Source organism: Helicobacter pylori, assembly GCF_014498195.1.
Classification (GTDB): domain Bacteria; phylum Campylobacterota; class Campylobacteria; order Campylobacterales; family Helicobacteraceae; genus Helicobacter; species Helicobacter pylori_DO.
Window position 1 is genome coordinate 46,633 of sequence record NZ_JACTGH010000010.1, and the last position, 15,881, is coordinate 62,513.

Sequence of the window (15,881 nt, forward strand, 5' to 3'; positions counted from 1 at the left end):
TTTTCATGGTTTTACGCACGCTACTAGCTATGGATACCAACATGCTTAAAGCAGAAATTAAAGCAATTTACCTCAAAGAATACAAAGACTTAAAATTAGAAATTGAAACCATTAACTTAGAAATCCCGGAGCGTTTTTCTCACGCTTCCATTTTAAGCTATGAATTGAGCGCTTCTAACAAGCTTAAAAAAGATGGGGTCGTGTTTTTAAGATTGGAAAATGAGCCTAATTTACGCCTACCGGTGCGTTATAGCGTGATAGGCAGCATGCAGGCTTTTAAAAGCGTTAGTGCGATTAAAAAAGACGAAAACATCACCGCTAACAACACCCAAAAAGAACGCGTTTTGTTTGGTGCGCTTTCTAACCCCTTATTAGAGGGCGCGATCGATAAAGTGAGCGCGAAACATTTTATCCCCCCTGACACGCTTTTAAGCGCAGATAAAACCCAAGCTTTAATCATCGTGCGTAAAAACGACATCATCACTGGGGTGTATGAAGAGGGGCAAATCAGCATAGAAATAAGCCTAAAAGCCCTAGAAAATGGCGCGCTTAATCAAGTCATTCAAGCCAAGAATTTAGAAAGCAATAAAATCTTAAAAGCAAAAGTGTTGAGCGGCTCTAAAGCGCAAATCTTATAAAGGATATTCATGAAATTAGTTTTAGGCATCAGTGGGGCGAGCGGGATACCTTTAGCCTTGCGGTTTTTAGAAAAATTACCCCAAGAAATTGAAGTGTTTGTCGTGGCGTCTAAAAACGCGCATGTCGTGGCGTTAGAAGAATCGAATATCAACCTTAAAAACGCCATGAAAGATTTACGGCCTAGTGCGACTTTTTTTAACGAGCAAGACATTCATGCGAGCATCGCATCAGGGAGTTATGGTATCCATAAAATGGCGATCATTCCAGCGAGCATGGACATGGTGGCTAAAATCGCGCATGGCTTTGGGGGGGATTTGATCTCTAGGAGCGCATCTGTCATGCTTAAAGAAAAGCGCCCCTTACTCATTGCCCCTAGAGAAATGCCTTTAAGCGCTATCATGTTAGAAAATTTGCTCAAACTCGCCCATTCTAATGCAATCATTGCACCGCCGATGATGACTTATTACACCCAGAGCAAGACTTTAGAAGCGATGCAAGATTTTTTAGTGGGGAAGTGGTTTGACAGCTTAGGGATAGAAAATGACTTATACCCGCGATGGGGAATGAACTGATGCAAAAAATCGGCATTTACCCGGGCACTTTTGATCCGGTCACTAACGGGCATATAGACATTATCCACCGCTCTAGCGAATTGTTTGAAAAGCTCATTGTCGCTGTGGCGCACTCAAGCGCTAAAAACCCCATGTTTAGTTTAGATGAGCGTTTAAAAATGATGCAACTGGCCACTACAAGTTTTACAAATGTAGAATGCGTTGCGTTTGAAGGGCTGTTAGCCAATTTGGCTAAAGAATACGATTGTAAGGTGTTAGTTAGGGGCTTAAGGGTGGTGAGCGATTTTGAATACGAATTGCAAATGGGCTATGCGAACAAATCCTTAAACCACGAATTAGAAACCTTGTATTTCATGCCCACTTTACAAAACGCTTTCATCAGCTCTTCTATCGTGCGATCCATTATCGCGCATAAGGGCGATGCGAGCCATTTAGTGCCTGAAGAAATTTATCCTTTGATTTCAAAGGTTTAAAATGTATGTGGCGTTAGAAGGCGTTGATGGCGCGGGTAAAAGCACTCAAGTAGAATTATTAAAAAACAGGTTTAAAAACGCCCTTTTTACCAAAGAGCCAGGGGGGACAAGAATGGGCGAGAGTTTAAGGCGTATCGCTTTAAATGAAAATATCAGCGAATTGGCTAGAGCGTTTTTATTTTTAAGCGATAGGGCTGAGCATGCAGAAAGCGTGATCAAACCGGCTTTAAAAGAAAAAAGACTCATCATTAGCGACAGGAGTTTGATCTCTGGCATGGCTTATAGCGAGTTTTCAAGCTTGGAATTAAACCTGCTTGCCACTCAAAGCATCTTGCCTACAAAAATCGTTCTTTTAGTGATAGATGAAGAGGGCTTAAAACAGCGCTTAAGCCTTAAAAGTTTAGATAAAATAGAAAACCAAGGCACAGAAAAATTACTCACCATCCAGCAAAAGCTCAAAACCCACGCTTACGCGCTAAGAGAAAAATTTGGGTGCGAAGTTTTGGAATTAAACGCCAAAGAAAGCGTTAAAAACTTGCATGAGCAAATCACCGCCTTTATTGAATGCGTTGTTTAACTTGTTTGAAGCTTTCTTTTAAGCCTCTTTGCCCAAATTGCCTAAACGATCTGCCCTTGAGCTTAAAAGTAAGGGTTTTAGAGGGCGTGAGCGTGTATAGTTTTTACGCTTATAGCGAAATAGAAGAACTCATTAAAAGCAAATACGCGCTGATTGGCTCTCGCATTTTGCCCTTGCTTTCTCAAAAGGCCGGCGCGGAATTTGTAAGGATTTTACAAGAAAAAGGCTTAAACACCCCCCTTTATGGTATCGCCATTGATGATAAAATCAAATCCTTTTACTCGCATTCTGCCGCGCTTTTAAAAGGCTTTTGTCAAGGCAATTTAAAGCCCACTTATGGGACTTTAAGAGCCAAAAATACTATCAAATATGCCGGGAAAAGCCTGGAATTTCGCGCTAACCACCCACGGGATTTCACCTTCAAAGGCGATAAAAATTTAGATTATTTTTTATTAGATGACATTATCACCACCGGCACCACCCTAAAAGAAGCCCTAAAATACCTTAAAACCCTAAACATTAAAGCGCACTTTGCGATCGCGCTTTGCAGCGCGGATGAATGAGTTATAATTTTATTTTTGATATTTTAAGCCATAAAAAGAATATAAATTTCTCAAAGCTTCTTTAAAAATTTCAGGGGAATGAGTTTGTAAAATCATTTTACCATTCTCACTCAATACAAATCCTATCTTAACTGAATCACATTGCGATAATTTTTGGGAAACTAACTTCCGATATTCATTCTCTGAACCACCAAATAAAACAAGACTTCTTATTATTCTAGCGTTTGGATAGTAATGACTTATATATGTTTTTTCAAAAGCGTCAAATCCATTTAACTCTCTTAAGCCAATATCAACTTTAATAAATTGCTTGCCCTCTATATCAATAATCTCATTTCTGCCTATATCACTGATAACTAAATCAGGGATGGCAATTTTAGCCGATTTATCGCCACTCTTATAACGATCCCTATCTTCATATTTTTTTACAGCTACTGCCTCTCCAGTTGGAGTAAAAAAGTATCCACGCTCACATCCAGCGTGGTTTTCATATATTGATTTAGCAGTAGTAAAATGTTCGATAACTAAATGCAAAAATATCGTAGCTAATTTTTCTCCTGATGATTCATAATGCCAATAGTCATTACGATTTGGTAGTACTAGAGGAATCGTTAAGTTTTCAAGTTGTATGTTCAAAATATTTGCAACTCGTATAAATTTATTGTCATTTTTTATATACTCTTGAGATAAGTCGTGCGAGATAATTTCTATCTCTCCTAAATAGCCTAATTTCCTAATAGTTGCAGATATTAAACTTAATGCTCCTATATTTGGATCATGAGATAAAGAATTGTTTTTTGATAGCCTACCAGATATTGTAATTTTATTGTTATATTGAACAATATTGATAGGAGTGTTATTTTTAGGTGCTTTTCTCATATTTTCTTTAAAAGCAATAAGTTCTTCCATAGAATAAAAAGGACATAAATCTTCATCAAGCCTTTTTCCTAAAATTTCAACTCCGAGCGTCATTAAACATCTTGTGCCAAAAATATTCGTTTGAGTGAGTGTATCTTTTTGAGAAATTTGGAGCGAATAGAGCATAATTTTTCTTGCATTAGGGAAAATAGATGATGCATAAACAAATTTTGAGGCTCTTTGATAAATGCCAGTATTTCGACTTTCACTATCATCTGTTTTTGTTTCTTCAATAATATAAAGTGGAATATCAGCCAATTGATTGGGACGAGAATCTTGAAAAAATATTAAAAAATCCACAAAGCTCGAACTACCTGATACATTGATAATGTAAATGTTACGAATAAAAGGAGAACAAGCACCTAAAACTTGATAGCAAAATGTAAAATTTCCGTTACATCTATCTATAATAGGGATTATATGAAAGTTTGAGATAAAAATACCTATTTTGTTATCAAGTGCAAATTTTTCAATAATTGTCCTTAAAACATTATCTTTTGGTCGCTCCTCTGTAAGTATCCATAAGTTACTAGCTCTCATTTTTCATCCTTAATAAAATTACAAAGTATTTTATCAAAAGGCAACTTACATAAAAGAAAAACCTACTTTTTTTTGAACACCAAAATAAATTGATGAATTTGATTTGCAACAAATGAAAATGGGTAACCGTAGGGATATAAATTAACATTTAAATCAGCCCAAATTTTATTGCCCACATAGTTTAACCCATTGATTGTGTTTAAGGTTTTAATTATATCAGCGTGAAGCAGATTATCCTTATTCCCTTTTGGTTGCAAGTCTTTAATAAAAACAATCAAATGTCCACCTTTCTTTAAATATTTTATGCTATATCCAACACTTTGTTTAAATTTTTCTAAAAACTCTTGCCAATTCATATTGCCCAAGTCATTTTTTAAATTTGTAAAGGGGGTAGGTGAAGTATCTTTTTTTTGTTTTAAGGTTTCTCCTGTCTTTGGACGAGACAGCATATCACCATAAGGAGGATCTATTAAAATAAGACTAGCAAGTTCATTTTTAAACAAATTTTGCATGAGATTATTGCTCTTTAAAAGCTCTAAGCTATCTCCGCATATAAATTTTTGCTCCTTTAAATCCAAGCTCTTATTCGCTTTCATGTATATGTCCTTATAACGATCAGATAAATCAAAACCTATAGCTTTTCTATTACACAGTGAACTACCAAGTAATGTTCCTCCTACTCCAGCAAAATAATCAAACACAAGTTCATTCTCTTTTGTAAAAAAAGAAATTATATCTCGCATAAGCTGTGGAGGTTTTGGAGAAGGATGCTCTTTTCTTATTTCGTGAGCATAACTATCCTTTCCGCTAGTTTTATATCTAGTGCATAAAACAGAATTTAAAAAATAGTTCCATTCTGCTCCACTTAAATCGTTAAGCTTATTTTTTAAGTGGTATTTTTTGCCATTTTCTAATTGTATAACTTGTTTTGACTTGCCAATAATAACTGCCTTATCTATATCATTTTTTACCCATTTGGGCAAAATTTCAATTTCCTTTTTATTTAGATATTCGATCGCTTTAATTTTTGGCTTATTATCGTCATTTTTATTGACTCGCTCTTTGTTTTTTAGCTCTTTTATCTTATTTTCTAGTCCATTCTTAATTATATTTAAAATCTCATTAAACACTTCATCGCTATATTTTTCCAAATGCTTCTTATGAAGAATTTTATCTAATTCTAATTTATTGATTAAATTCATGTTTTACCTTTTTTCTATATAGAAAAGCAATTCGTTTATATGGCTTTTAGCTTCTTCGCTTGTCCTTTTGTATCTTTTATATGGTATCTTTTTCATCTTATAGCTTTCAAATTTAGCATATTGTCTTAATAGATTTTCTATATCCAACATACTCATTATGCCTTCATCATTGTAACTTAAGACTATGTGTTTAAAATTCGCTTCTTTTACAATATATTCTAGTTCGCTCAAAGCTTTTTTCGAGTTGCAAAATTTAGATTTTAATTCTCTATATTCCCTAATTCCTACTTTGCCTTTTATTTGTGGATTATCATATTTGGCTATAGTTTCAAGTATGTGATAGTTTGCTCCATATTGCCTTGAATTATATGGGGGATCAAGATATAAAATATCTCCTGATATTTCCTTTATAAGTTCTTTCGCATCTCTATTAAATACAAAGTGCTTCGTTGTATTTGTAGTGGTTAATTCTATTGGATTTAGCGTTAATGTTTTAAGTGCTCTTTTATCCCAAATTTTAAGATAAGCTCCATAAGTTCCAGTGGTGTTTGAAACAAAAGGAACGGCCTCTATTAGGCAAGCTAAAAGATAAAAATATTCATCCTGATTTATATTATTTTGAATATACCATTCTTCAATGGTTTGTCTTATAAAATCTATTTTTAGGGCATTTTCATTTGTAAAAAACATTCTTTCGCTATGTTTGTTTGGAGAATAGTTTTCATAAAAGAAAGCACTACTTAAATTTCCCATGTTATTATTTAGAAAATCAAGAGGATTTAATTCTAGACCCATAAAAGTAGGTCTTTCATTGTTGCACAAATAAGCTTTTTGTAGAACATAAGAAAAATATAGTAAGTCGTTTGAAATAATTTTATATTTTTGTTTAAAGTATCTTGCCACACAGGCAGTCCCTGAAAATATATCGCAAAAAGTTTGCCCTTTTATATATGTTGGCAATATGCTTTCTATCTCTTTTAATAAAGATATTTTTGAACCAATAAATCTCATTTGACCCTACTTGTCTGCCATGCCCTAACGATTTTTACAATATCGTCATCATTGAGCTGCGAAAACATATCTAAAATAGCTCTCATTGCTAATGGCTGATTAACATCTCTTAGCCACTCCGTATATGTTCGCAAAGACACTCCAAGTCTATTTGCCATCTCTTGTTGTGAAATGTTTTGCATTTCTTTGCTCTCTATGAGAGCATGTATTTTCTTTAATATTTGCGATAGTTTCATAATTTATGCCCTTTATATTAAATTCTTTCATTATACCTAAAATATCCTTAAAAGAGATTTAAATATGTATATTATAAATATTTTTATGTATAAAATAACTATTAAATAGGTAAGTTAAATATGGAGCAATATTTTACTATCAGTTCAATACTGCAGCGCTAAAATCCAAGCCACAAAAGAAGTTATCAGCCAAGAAGCGCCCATTCAAAAAGACTCGTTATTTTAAAAGGGGTTTTAAGCGCGCTAGCTTGTGTTACAATAAATTTAAAATTCGCTTGATTGAAGAGGGTTGAACCATGGAGCAGCCAGTCATTAAAGAGGGGACTTTAGCTTTAATTGATACCTTTGCGTATTTGTTTAGAAGCTATTACATGAGCGCTAAAAATAAGCCTTTAACCAACGATAAGGGCTTTCCTACAGGGCTTTTAACGGGGCTTGTGGGCATGATTAAAAAATTTTATAAGGATAAAAAAAACATGCCTTTTATCGTGTTCGCTCTAGAAAGCCAGACTAAAACTAAAAGAGCCGAAAAATTAGGCGAATACAAACAAAATCGTAAAGACGCCCCTAAAGAGATGCTTTTACAAATCCCTATCGCTTTAGAATGGTTGCAAAAAATGGGTTTTACTTGCGTGGAAGTGAATGGGTTTGAAGCCGATGATGTGATCGCAAGCCTGGCCACGCTAAGCCCTTATAAAACGCGCATTTATTCTAAAGATAAGGATTTTAACCAGCTTTTGAGCGATAAAATCGCGCTTTTTGATGGCAAAACGGAGTTTTTGGCGAAAGATTGCGTGGAAAAATACGGGATTTTGCCGAGTCAATTCACGGATTATCAAGGCATTGTAGGGGATAGCAGCGATAATTATAAGGGGGTTAAAGGCATTGGGAGCAAGAACGCTAAGGAATTGTTACAGCAATTGGGGAGCTTGGAAAAAATCTATGAAAATTTAGACTTGGCGAAAAATTTACTCAGCCCTAAAATGTATCAAGCCTTGATACAAGACAAAGAGAGCGCGTTTTTAAGCAAAGAATTAGCCACTTTAGAAAGAGGATGCATTAAAGAATTTGATTTTTTAAGTTGCACTTTTCCTAGCGAAAACCCCTTATTGAAAATTAAAGACGAATTGAAAGAATATGGTTTTATTTCCACTTTAAGGGATTTAGAAAATTCTCCTACGCCCTTAATTTTAGAAAACGCCCCTACATTAGACAGCACACCAACATTAGACAGCGCCCCTAAAAAATCGCGCATGATCGTTTTAGAAAACACCGCATCTTTTAGCATGTTTTTAGAAAAATTAAAAAATCCTAACGCAAGGGTTTTTATGCGTTTGGTGCTAAATAAAGAAAAAGAAATTCTAGCCCTAGCGTTTTTATTACAAGATCAAGGCTATTTTTTACCTTTAGAAGAGGCGTTATTTTCGCCCTTTTCTTTAGAGTTTTTGCAAAACGCTTTTTCTCAAATATTACAGCATGCGTGTATCATTGGGCATGATTTAAAGCCCTTATTGAGCTTTTTAAAAGCCAAATACCAGGTGTCTTTAGAAAACATCCGCATCCAAGACACCCAAATTTTAGCGTTTTTAAAGAATCCGGAAAAAGTGGGGTTTGATGAAGTTTTAAAGGAATATTTAAAAGAAGATTTAGTCCCGCATGAAAAAATCAAAGATTTTAAGACTAAAAGTAAGGTGGAAAAATTAGAGCGATTGAGTTTGGAATTAAACGCTTTAAAGCGTTTGTGCGAGTATTTTGAAAAAGGGGGATTGGAAGAAAACTTGCTTGCTTTGGCTAGAGGAGTTGAAACGCCGTTTGTGAAAGTTTTAATGGATATGGAATTTCAAGGCTTTAAGATTGATGCGCCTTATTTCAAGCGCTTAGAGCAGGAGTTTAAAGATGAATTAAAAGTTTTAGAGCGCCAAATTTTGGATTTAATCGGCGTGGATTTCAACCTCAATTCGCCCAAGCAACTTAGCGAAGTCTTGTATGAAAAATTAGGGCTTCCTAAAAATAAAAGCCATTCTACCGATGAAAAAAACTTGTTAAAAATCCTAGACAAGCACCCAAGTATCCCTTTGATTTTGGAATACAGGGAATTGAATAAGCTTTTTAACACTTACACCACCCCCTTATTGCGCCTAAAAGACAAAGATGATAAAATCCATACCACTTTCATCCAAACCGGCACAGCTACCGGGCGTTTAAGCTCGCATTCGCCTAATTTGCAAAATATCCCGGTGCGATCGCCTAAAGGCTTACTCATTCGTAAGGGCTTTATCGCTAGCTCTAAAGAATACTGTTTGCTAGGGGTGGATTATTCGCAAATTGAATTGCGCTTATTGGCCCATTTCAGCCAGGATAAGGATTTAATGGAGGCGTTTTTAAAGGGGCGAGACATCCATTTAGAAACTTCTAAGGCGTTGTTTGGTGGAGATTTAGCCAAAGAAAAACGATCCATCGCTAAAAGCATTAATTTTGGGCTGGTGTATGGCATGGGGAGTAAGAAATTGAGCGAAACTTTAAACATCCCTTTAAGTGAGGCTAAAAGTTACATAGAAGCGTATTTCAAACGATTCCCTAGCATTAAAGATTATTTAAATGGCATGAAAGAAGAGATTTTAAAAACTTCTAAAGCTTTTACTTTGCTTGGGCGTTACCGGGTGTTTGATTTTAATGGCGTGAATGACTATGTTAAGGGCAATTATTTGCGAGAGGGCGTGAATGCGATTTTTCAAGGGAGTGCCAGCGATTTATTGAAATTGGGCATGCTCAAAGTGAGCGAGCGTTTCAAAAATAACCCTTCGGTGAGGCTGCTTTTGCAAGTGCATGACGAATTGATTTTTGAGATTGAAGAAAAGAACGCCCCAGAGTTGCAACAAGAAATCCAACGCATTCTTAATGATGAAGTGTATCCTTTGAGGGTGCCGCTAGAAACGAGCGCGTTTGTGGCGAATCGTTGGAATGAACTAAAAGGTTAGTTTTTTAATTGAGTTTAAGAAAAAATATATTATTATTTCTTTATAAGTAATACTTAGCCATTTTAAGCTAATATAATATAGAGCGATTATCAAAAAATAAAGGGAAAAGACTGAATGTTGAAAAGAATTGTATTGTTAGGGGCTTTGGGTGTTGTGGCGAGCGCTGAAGAGAGCGCGGCTTTTGTGGGAGTCAATTACCAGGTGAGCATGATACAAAATCAGACTAAAATGGTGAATGACAACGGCTTGCAAAAACCTTTGATAAAGTTCCCGCCTTATGCAGGAGCGGGTTTTGAAGCGGGCTATAAGCAATTTTTTGGCAAGAAAAAATGGTTTGGCATGCGTTATTATGGGTTTTTTGACTACGCGCACAACCGCTTTGGCGTGATGAAAAAGGGTATCCCGGTGGGCGAGAGCGGGTTTATTTACAATAGCTTTAGTTTTGGTGGGACTACCTTGACAGAGAGGGATTCCTATCAAGGGCAATACTATATTAATTTATTCACTTATGGCGTAGGGCTGGATACGCTGTGGAATTTTGTGAATAAAGAAAACATGGTTTTTGGTTTTGTCGTGGGGATTCAATTAGCCGGGGATAGTTGGGCAACGAGCATCAGTAAAGAGATCGCCAGCTATGCAAAACACCACAGCGATTCCAGTTATAGCCCGGCCAATTTCCAGTTTTTATGGAAGTTTGGGGTCCGCACCCATATCGCTAAACACAATAGCCTAGAATTAGGGATTAAAGTGCCTACGATCACGCACCAGCTTTTCTCTCTTACCAACGAAAAGGGATACACCTTACAGGCTGATGTGCGCAGGGTTTATGCGTTTCAAATCAGTTACTTGAGGGATTTTTAACCCCTTTTTAGATACAATCACGCCTGAAACTATCCATTTAAAGGTGTGAAAATGGCAAATTTAGAAAATTTAGATTGGAAAAATTTAGGCTTTAGCTACATTAAAACGGATTTTCGCTTCATCGCTAGTTATAAAAACGGCTCTTGGTCGCAAGGCGAATTGGTGAGCGAAAATGTGTTGCAAATCAGCGAAGGCTCGCCGGTCCTACACTATGGGCAGGCTTGTTTTGAAGGCTTGAAGGCTTACCGCTCTCAAAAGGGGAAGGCTTTACTCTTTCGCCCTTTAGAAAACGCCAAACGCTTGCAAACTTCATGCGAAAGACTGCTCATGCCCAAAGTGAGCGAAGAGCTGTTTTTAAAAGCATGCGCTGAAGTAGTCAAAGCGAATCAAAAATGGCTCGCTCCTTATAAAAGCGGGGCGAGTTTGTATTTGCGCCCTTTTGTCATAGGCGTGGGGGATAATTTGGGGGTAAAGCCGGCCAGTGAATACCTTTTTATCGTGTTTTGCGCGCCTGTGGGGGCGTATTTTAAAGGGGGTATAGAAAAAGGAGGGGCTAGGTTTATCACTACGATTTTTGATAGGGCCGCGCCTAAAGGCACCGGTGGGGTGAAAGTGGGGGGGAATTATGCTGCAAGCCTGTTGGCCCATAAAATGGCCATAGAGCAAGGCTATGATGATTGCATTTATTTAGATCCTGCCACGCACACTAAAATTGAAGAAGTGGGGGCGGCGAATTTTTTTGGCATCACGCATGATAGTGCCTTTATCACCCCGCATTCGCCAAGCATTTTACCAAGCGTTACAAAAAAAAGCTTGATGGTTTTGGCTAAAGAATATTTGAACCTGAACACAGAAGAGAGGGAAATCTTAATGGATGAGTTGGATGCGTTTAGAGAAGCTGGAGCGTGCGGGACAGCCGCGATCATTACGCCCATTAAAGAAATCGTGCACAACAACAAGTCTTATTTTTTTGAAGCGCCGGGCCATATTACTAAACAACTTTATGATTTGCTTTTATCCATCCAGCAAGGCGAACAAGAAGCCCCTAAAGATTGGATTTTTGAAGTTGGCTAAAAGGTTAAAATTTATAGCTGTATGCCGCATAAAATAAGGGCGAAGTCTCAAAGCGTTTGGAGCTAGAAAGCAATCTGGCGGTGGGTAAGATTTTAAACCCTAATTCAATGCGGTGTCTTAAAAAAAGCGTGAGCATAACCCCCCCGTTAATCGCTAAGCCCCCTGAAACCACCGAATGTTTAAAAAACTTGAAATTTTGCTTGTCTGTATAAACGACTAAAGCCCCCCTAGCTCCCCCAAACGCCCCCAAATAATGCTTATAACTCCCTAAAGGGAATTCCATAATCACATCCAAACCCACCGCAAGCATGGTAAAAAAAGAGTTGGTAGGATCTTTATGGCTTTGGTAATTCACTTTTCCTGACCCAAGATCCCATGCAAAAACCCCCCTAATCCCGATATATTTTTTAAAAAAACTTTGCACGCCGGTTTTTAAATTGAGCGTGGCGATCCAATCTTTCATTTCCTTGCCTTGATAGTCCTTAATGGCTTCTACAGCGCCAACCCCCCCTAAAAAATACCACCCGCTTTTTTTACGAGTGAGCTTTTGGCGGTTAATGATGCTTCTATAGAGCTTTTCATGGGCTTCTTGGTAATTTTTTTTAGGGGTTTTATTATGCAAAATAGGCATGGCTTCAAGGGGCGGAATGACAAATCCCCCTATCAAAAAAACGCACAAAAAAATGATTTTTTTAAACATTTTAAAAATAATTAATCCTTTATTGAATAGAGTATTGTTTAACTTTTTGGTTTATCATTGTGTTAAAATAGTCGCTTTAACAAACAAAATTTTGTTAATAGATTTTACCTAATCTGAGAGAGAATATATTTTAATGAAGACAGAGAAACAAAAATTTTTAGAGATGCGTAAAGATGGGGCGAACTCTGTGCTGATTTTAAGAGGGGATTGGGATTTTAAAACGAGCGTGTTTCGTTTAGATGAGTTGAAAAAAAATTTATTAGATCATCAAGGGTCTTTAAAAATGGATTTTTCAGGGTGCCAAAAAGTGGATTTTGTTTTTGGCATGTTTTTATTTGATTTAGTTAGGGAGCGTTCTTTAAACATTGAATTGTGCAACGTGAGCGAGAATAACGCATGCGCTTTGAAAGTGGTTAAAGACTGGCTTGAAAAAGAAGACGATTTGGAATCTAAAAAAGCGGGCAAACACTACGAACTTTTGATCACTAAATTGGGTAAGAGTATCGTAGAGACTTATAACACCTTTTTAAACGCGTTCAATTTTTGCGGCATGATTTTATTTTACTTCATTAAAAGCGTTTTCAACCCCAAACGCTTTTGCATCACTCCTTTGCTCTATCATATCAATGAATCCGGGTTTAAGGTTTTGCCAGTGAGTATTTTAACGGTGTTTATCGTGGGGTTTGCCGTTGCTTTACAAGGGGCTTTACAATTACAAGACATGGGTGCGCCTTTAATGTCGGTGGAAATGACGGCTAAACTCGCTTTAAGAGAAATCGGTCCTTTTATTTTGACCCTTGTGGTGGCTGGGAGGAGCGCGAGCAGTTTTACTGCGCAAATTGGGGTGATGAAGATCACTGAAGAATTAGACGCGATGAAAACCATGGGCTTTAACCCTTTTGAATTTTTAGTATTACCTAGGGTGTTAGCCTTAGTGATTGTTTTGCCTTTATTGGTGTTTATCGCTGATGCGTTCGCCATTCTTGGGGGCATGTTTGCGATTAAATACCAATTGGATTTAGGCTTTCCAAGCTATATAGACAGATTGCATGACACAGTGGGCTGGAATCATTTTTTGGTAGGGATTGTCAAAGCCCCTTTTTGGGGGTTTGCGATTGCAATGGTGGGGTGCATGCGCGGGTTTGAAGTCAAGGGGGATACCGAGAGCATTGGGCGCTTGACCACCATTAGCGTCGTGAACGCTTTGTTTTGGATCATTTTCTTAGACGCTATTTTTTCTATTCTCTTTTCTAAGTTGAACATATAATGAACGCTACTAACAATCAAGTCTTAATTGAAGTGAAGGATCTCCATAGCGCTTTTGGGAGCGCCATTATTCATAGGGGCGTGAGTTTTAGCGTGCATAAAGGCGAAGTGATGGCGATTTTAGGGGGTTCAGGGAGCGGTAAAAGCACGCTTTTAAGGTGCATGATCTTACTCAATCGCCCTACAAAGGGGGAAGTGTTGCTTTTTGGGGAAGATATATGGAAACTCAAAGAAAGAGAGCAGCAAAAGATTTTTAACCGCTGTGGGATTTGCTTCCAGTTTGGGGCGCTTTATAGCTCTCTAACCGTTTTAGAAAATGTGGGTGTCATGCTAGAGCAATACGGCGCTTATTCTAAAAAAATTGTTGAAGAAATTTCTAAAATGTGGATTGAAAAAGTGGGTTTGCCCCCTAGGGCTTACCACCTTTACCCCTATGAATTGAGTGGGGGGATGAAAAAGCGCGTGGGTATAGCTAGGGCCATGGCGACTAACCCGGAAATCTTATTTTTAGATGAGCCAACAAGCGGGCTAGATCCTTATAGCGCGGGCAAATTTGATGAACTCATCATGACACTCAAAGAGAGCTTACAGCTTACGGTGGTGATGATCACGCATGATTTAGACTCCGTGCATGATTGCGTGGATCGATTCATCATGCTCAAAGACGGGCTATTAGAGTTTAATGGGGATTTAAAAGATTTTATTAAAAAAGCTCAAACTCAAGGGCTAGATGAAGGCAATTTATTCAATTCAACACGAGGAGAGAAATTTTGGAAAGGCATGTGAATTACACTTTAATCGGCGGGCTCTTCTTTTTATGCTTAGTGTGCATGGTAGGCTTTATTTTATGGCTAGGCCATTTGGGATTAGATGACGGAAAGTATTATGAATACGTGGTCTATACGGACAAAGACTTGGGAGGCATTGCGACCAACTCGCCCATTAATTACAAAGGGATTCAAGTGGGTAATGTCATCAAGGTGGGTTTTGCAAAGGATAAAGTGGGGGTGGTCCGTTTGGATTTGATGATTAAATCCAGCGTTAAGATCCGCAAAGACTCCAAAGTGGCGGTTTCTTCTAGAGGGTTTATGGGGTTAAAATTTTTAGCCTTAGAGCAAAGCCACAATGAAGAATTTTATGGCAGTGGCGATAAAGGGGAGCGGATTTTAATCTTTAAAGAAGGGCTTATGGATCGCTTGAGCGGTGATGCTAACCAAGCGGTGCAAGAAGTGATGAAAGCGATCAGGAATGTGAATAGGATTTTAGACGATGAAAATGTGGAAAAATTCAAGCACATTCTCGCTTCAGTGGATGATCTCATCGCTAACTTGGATTCAAGAAAGACTCAATTTGATTCGCTAATCAGCAACGCTAACAACCTCGTTTCTAATGTCAATAATGTGGCTTTAGATGTGGATAAACGCGTCAAACAGGGGCAATACGACTTTAAGGCGATGTTCACTCCCTTAATCATGCAAGCGCAGTTGAGCTTAAGAAACATTGATAATTTTGTGGAAAAAGGCTCTGCTTTGATAGACAAATTTGACGCTAACCCCTATAAAACGATTTTTGGAGAAAGGAAATAATCATGAGAGCTACGGCGGTAAAAATCTTTTCACTCTCATCAGCATTAGCGTTGTTGCTTCAGGGTTGCTTGAGCATCAATTTAAAACAAATGCTGCCAGAGATCAGAACTTATGATTTGAATGCGAGTTCTTTTGAAATCACGCAATGCCCTAAACCTTTGACTGAAGTGAGGCTCATTAGCATTTTGAGCGCGGATTTATTCAACACTAAAGAGATCGTTTTTAAAGCGCAAGACGGGCAGATCACGCATGGGAAGCACCAAAAATGGATAGACTTGCCTCGCAACATGCTAAAAACCATGTTCATGCAAGAAGCGCAAAAAGCATGCTTAGGCGTGGCTTTGCCCCCTTATGGCGCGGGCGCACCCACTTATGCGGTTCGTTTTACGATTTTATCGTTTTCTCTTTTAGAAAAAGAAAATTCTACCTATAGGGCGGAATTTGCGCTAGGCTATGATATTAGCGTGAAAGGCGATTCGCATTCTGGGGTGATCATTAAGCATGAAAATATTTCTAGCTTGGAAAATAAAACGACCAAAACGAGTAAAAATGGCAATCAAGATTTTCAAGAAAGCGCGATACAATCCCTCCAACATGTCAGCACGCAAGCGATGCAAGAAGCGATTTCTTTGATTAAAAAAGCCATTGAAGCGCAAAGCGTAAGCCCGTTAAAAAAATAAAAAAT

General features: G+C 37.6%; 17 protein-coding genes and 1 pseudogene. 13 read left to right on the forward strand and 5 right to left on the reverse strand.

The features are described from left to right. Nucleotides 1–5: 5 nt before the first annotated feature. The 5 genes from flgA to H7N67_RS05850 are packed head-to-tail and all read left to right on the forward strand — an operon-like array spanning nucleotide 6 to nucleotide 2,824. On the forward strand, nucleotides 6–638 hold the full coding sequence (gene flgA, locus H7N67_RS05830; protein WP_415751984.1) for a flagellar basal body P-ring formation chaperone FlgA: 633 nt from the start codon (nucleotides 6–8) through the stop codon (nucleotides 636–638). A gap of 9 nt (nucleotides 639–647) precedes the next feature. After that, nucleotides 648–1,211: a UbiX family flavin prenyltransferase gene (locus tag H7N67_RS05835; protein WP_000780141.1), complete on the forward strand. Its 564-nt coding sequence runs from the start codon at nucleotides 648–650 to the stop codon at nucleotides 1,209–1,211. Next, nucleotides 1,211–1,684, forward strand: a complete 474-nt coding sequence (gene coaD, locus H7N67_RS05840) for a pantetheine-phosphate adenylyltransferase (RefSeq protein ID WP_187939346.1) — start codon at nucleotides 1,211–1,213, stop codon at nucleotides 1,682–1,684. The genes H7N67_RS05835 and coaD overlap by 1 nt, the downstream gene beginning before the upstream one ends. Nucleotide 1,685: 1 nt before the next feature. Further along, a complete protein-coding gene (gene tmk / locus H7N67_RS05845) occupies nucleotides 1,686–2,261 on the forward strand; it encodes a dTMP kinase (RefSeq protein WP_187939347.1) in 576 nt (191 codons plus the stop codon). Next, the gene (locus H7N67_RS05850) at nucleotides 2,249–2,824 is read left to right on the forward strand and encodes a ComF family protein (protein ID WP_187939348.1); all 576 of its coding nucleotides are present in this window, start codon (nucleotides 2,249–2,251) and stop codon (nucleotides 2,822–2,824) included. The genes tmk and H7N67_RS05850 overlap by 13 nt, the downstream gene beginning before the upstream one ends. Nucleotides 2,825–2,833: 9 nt before the next feature. Here the strand turns inward: H7N67_RS05850 and H7N67_RS05855 are convergent, their stop codons facing one another. From H7N67_RS05855 to H7N67_RS05870, 4 genes are all read right to left on the reverse strand, one after another. Further along, entirely contained in the window at nucleotides 2,834–4,282 is a 1,449-nt protein-coding gene (locus H7N67_RS05855; RefSeq protein ID WP_187939349.1) for a hypothetical protein, read from the reverse strand. 62 nt (nucleotides 4,283–4,344) lie between these two features. Further along, nucleotides 4,345–5,484: a DNA methyltransferase gene (locus H7N67_RS05860; protein ID WP_128036367.1), complete on the reverse strand. Its 1,140-nt coding sequence runs from the start codon at nucleotides 5,482–5,484 to the stop codon at nucleotides 4,345–4,347. A 3-nt stretch (nucleotides 5,485–5,487) separates the two neighbouring features. Beyond that, entirely contained in the window at nucleotides 5,488–6,495 is a 1,008-nt protein-coding gene (locus H7N67_RS05865) for a DNA adenine methylase (RefSeq protein ID WP_128036366.1), read from the reverse strand. Continuing rightward, nucleotides 6,492–6,731, reverse strand: a complete 240-nt coding sequence (locus H7N67_RS05870; protein WP_000777864.1) for a helix-turn-helix domain-containing protein — start codon at nucleotides 6,729–6,731, stop codon at nucleotides 6,492–6,494. Before H7N67_RS05870 ends, H7N67_RS05865 begins: the two co-directional genes overlap by 4 nt. A 145-nt stretch (nucleotides 6,732–6,876) precedes the next feature. On the opposite strand from H7N67_RS05870, the pseudogene H7N67_RS08190 reads away from it, so the two are divergent. From H7N67_RS08190 to ilvE, 4 genes and pseudogenes are all read left to right on the forward strand, one after another. Continuing rightward, nucleotides 6,877–6,957: pseudogene (locus tag H7N67_RS08190) on the forward strand (type II restriction endonuclease subunit R); the annotation flags it as partial. Nucleotides 6,958–7,027: 70 nt separating this feature from the next. Beyond that, the gene (gene polA, locus H7N67_RS05875) at nucleotides 7,028–9,709 is read left to right on the forward strand and encodes a DNA polymerase I (RefSeq protein WP_187939350.1); all 2,682 of its coding nucleotides are present in this window, start codon (nucleotides 7,028–7,030) and stop codon (nucleotides 9,707–9,709) included. Between the two features lie 114 nt (nucleotides 9,710–9,823). After that, the gene (locus tag H7N67_RS05880; protein WP_187939351.1) at nucleotides 9,824–10,570 is read left to right on the forward strand and encodes an outer membrane protein; all 747 of its coding nucleotides are present in this window, start codon (nucleotides 9,824–9,826) and stop codon (nucleotides 10,568–10,570) included. 51 nt (nucleotides 10,571–10,621) lie between these two features. Further along, a complete protein-coding gene (ilvE, locus tag H7N67_RS05885; RefSeq protein ID WP_187939352.1) occupies nucleotides 10,622–11,644 on the forward strand; it encodes a branched-chain-amino-acid transaminase in 1,023 nt (340 codons plus the stop codon). 4 nt (nucleotides 11,645–11,648) lie between these two features. Here the strand turns inward: ilvE and H7N67_RS05890 are convergent, their stop codons facing one another. Beyond that, nucleotides 11,649–12,344 carry an outer membrane protein gene (locus H7N67_RS05890; protein ID WP_187939353.1) on the reverse strand — a complete coding sequence of 232 codons (696 nt, stop codon included), beginning with the start codon at nucleotides 12,342–12,344 and terminating at the stop codon, nucleotides 11,649–11,651. A gap of 133 nt (nucleotides 12,345–12,477) precedes the next feature. Between H7N67_RS05890 and H7N67_RS05895 the strand changes: the two genes are divergently transcribed. The 4 genes from H7N67_RS05895 to H7N67_RS05910 are packed head-to-tail and all read left to right on the forward strand — an operon-like array spanning nucleotide 12,478 to nucleotide 15,876. Next, entirely contained in the window at nucleotides 12,478–13,611 is a 1,134-nt protein-coding gene (locus H7N67_RS05895; RefSeq protein WP_187939354.1) for an ABC transporter permease, read from the forward strand. Further along, complete coding sequence (locus tag H7N67_RS05900) at nucleotides 13,611–14,396, forward strand: ABC transporter ATP-binding protein (protein ID WP_079373778.1); 786 nt, start codon at nucleotides 13,611–13,613, stop codon at nucleotides 14,394–14,396. Before H7N67_RS05895 ends, H7N67_RS05900 begins: the two co-directional genes overlap by 1 nt. Next, entirely contained in the window at nucleotides 14,381–15,196 is an 816-nt protein-coding gene (locus H7N67_RS05905) for an MlaD family protein (protein ID WP_000439497.1), read from the forward strand. The genes H7N67_RS05900 and H7N67_RS05905 overlap by 16 nt, the downstream gene beginning before the upstream one ends. A gap of 2 nt (nucleotides 15,197–15,198) precedes the next feature. After that, a complete protein-coding gene (locus H7N67_RS05910; protein WP_001202871.1) occupies nucleotides 15,199–15,876 on the forward strand; it encodes a hypothetical protein in 678 nt (225 codons plus the stop codon). The last annotated feature ends 5 nt before the right edge of the window (nucleotides 15,877–15,881 follow it).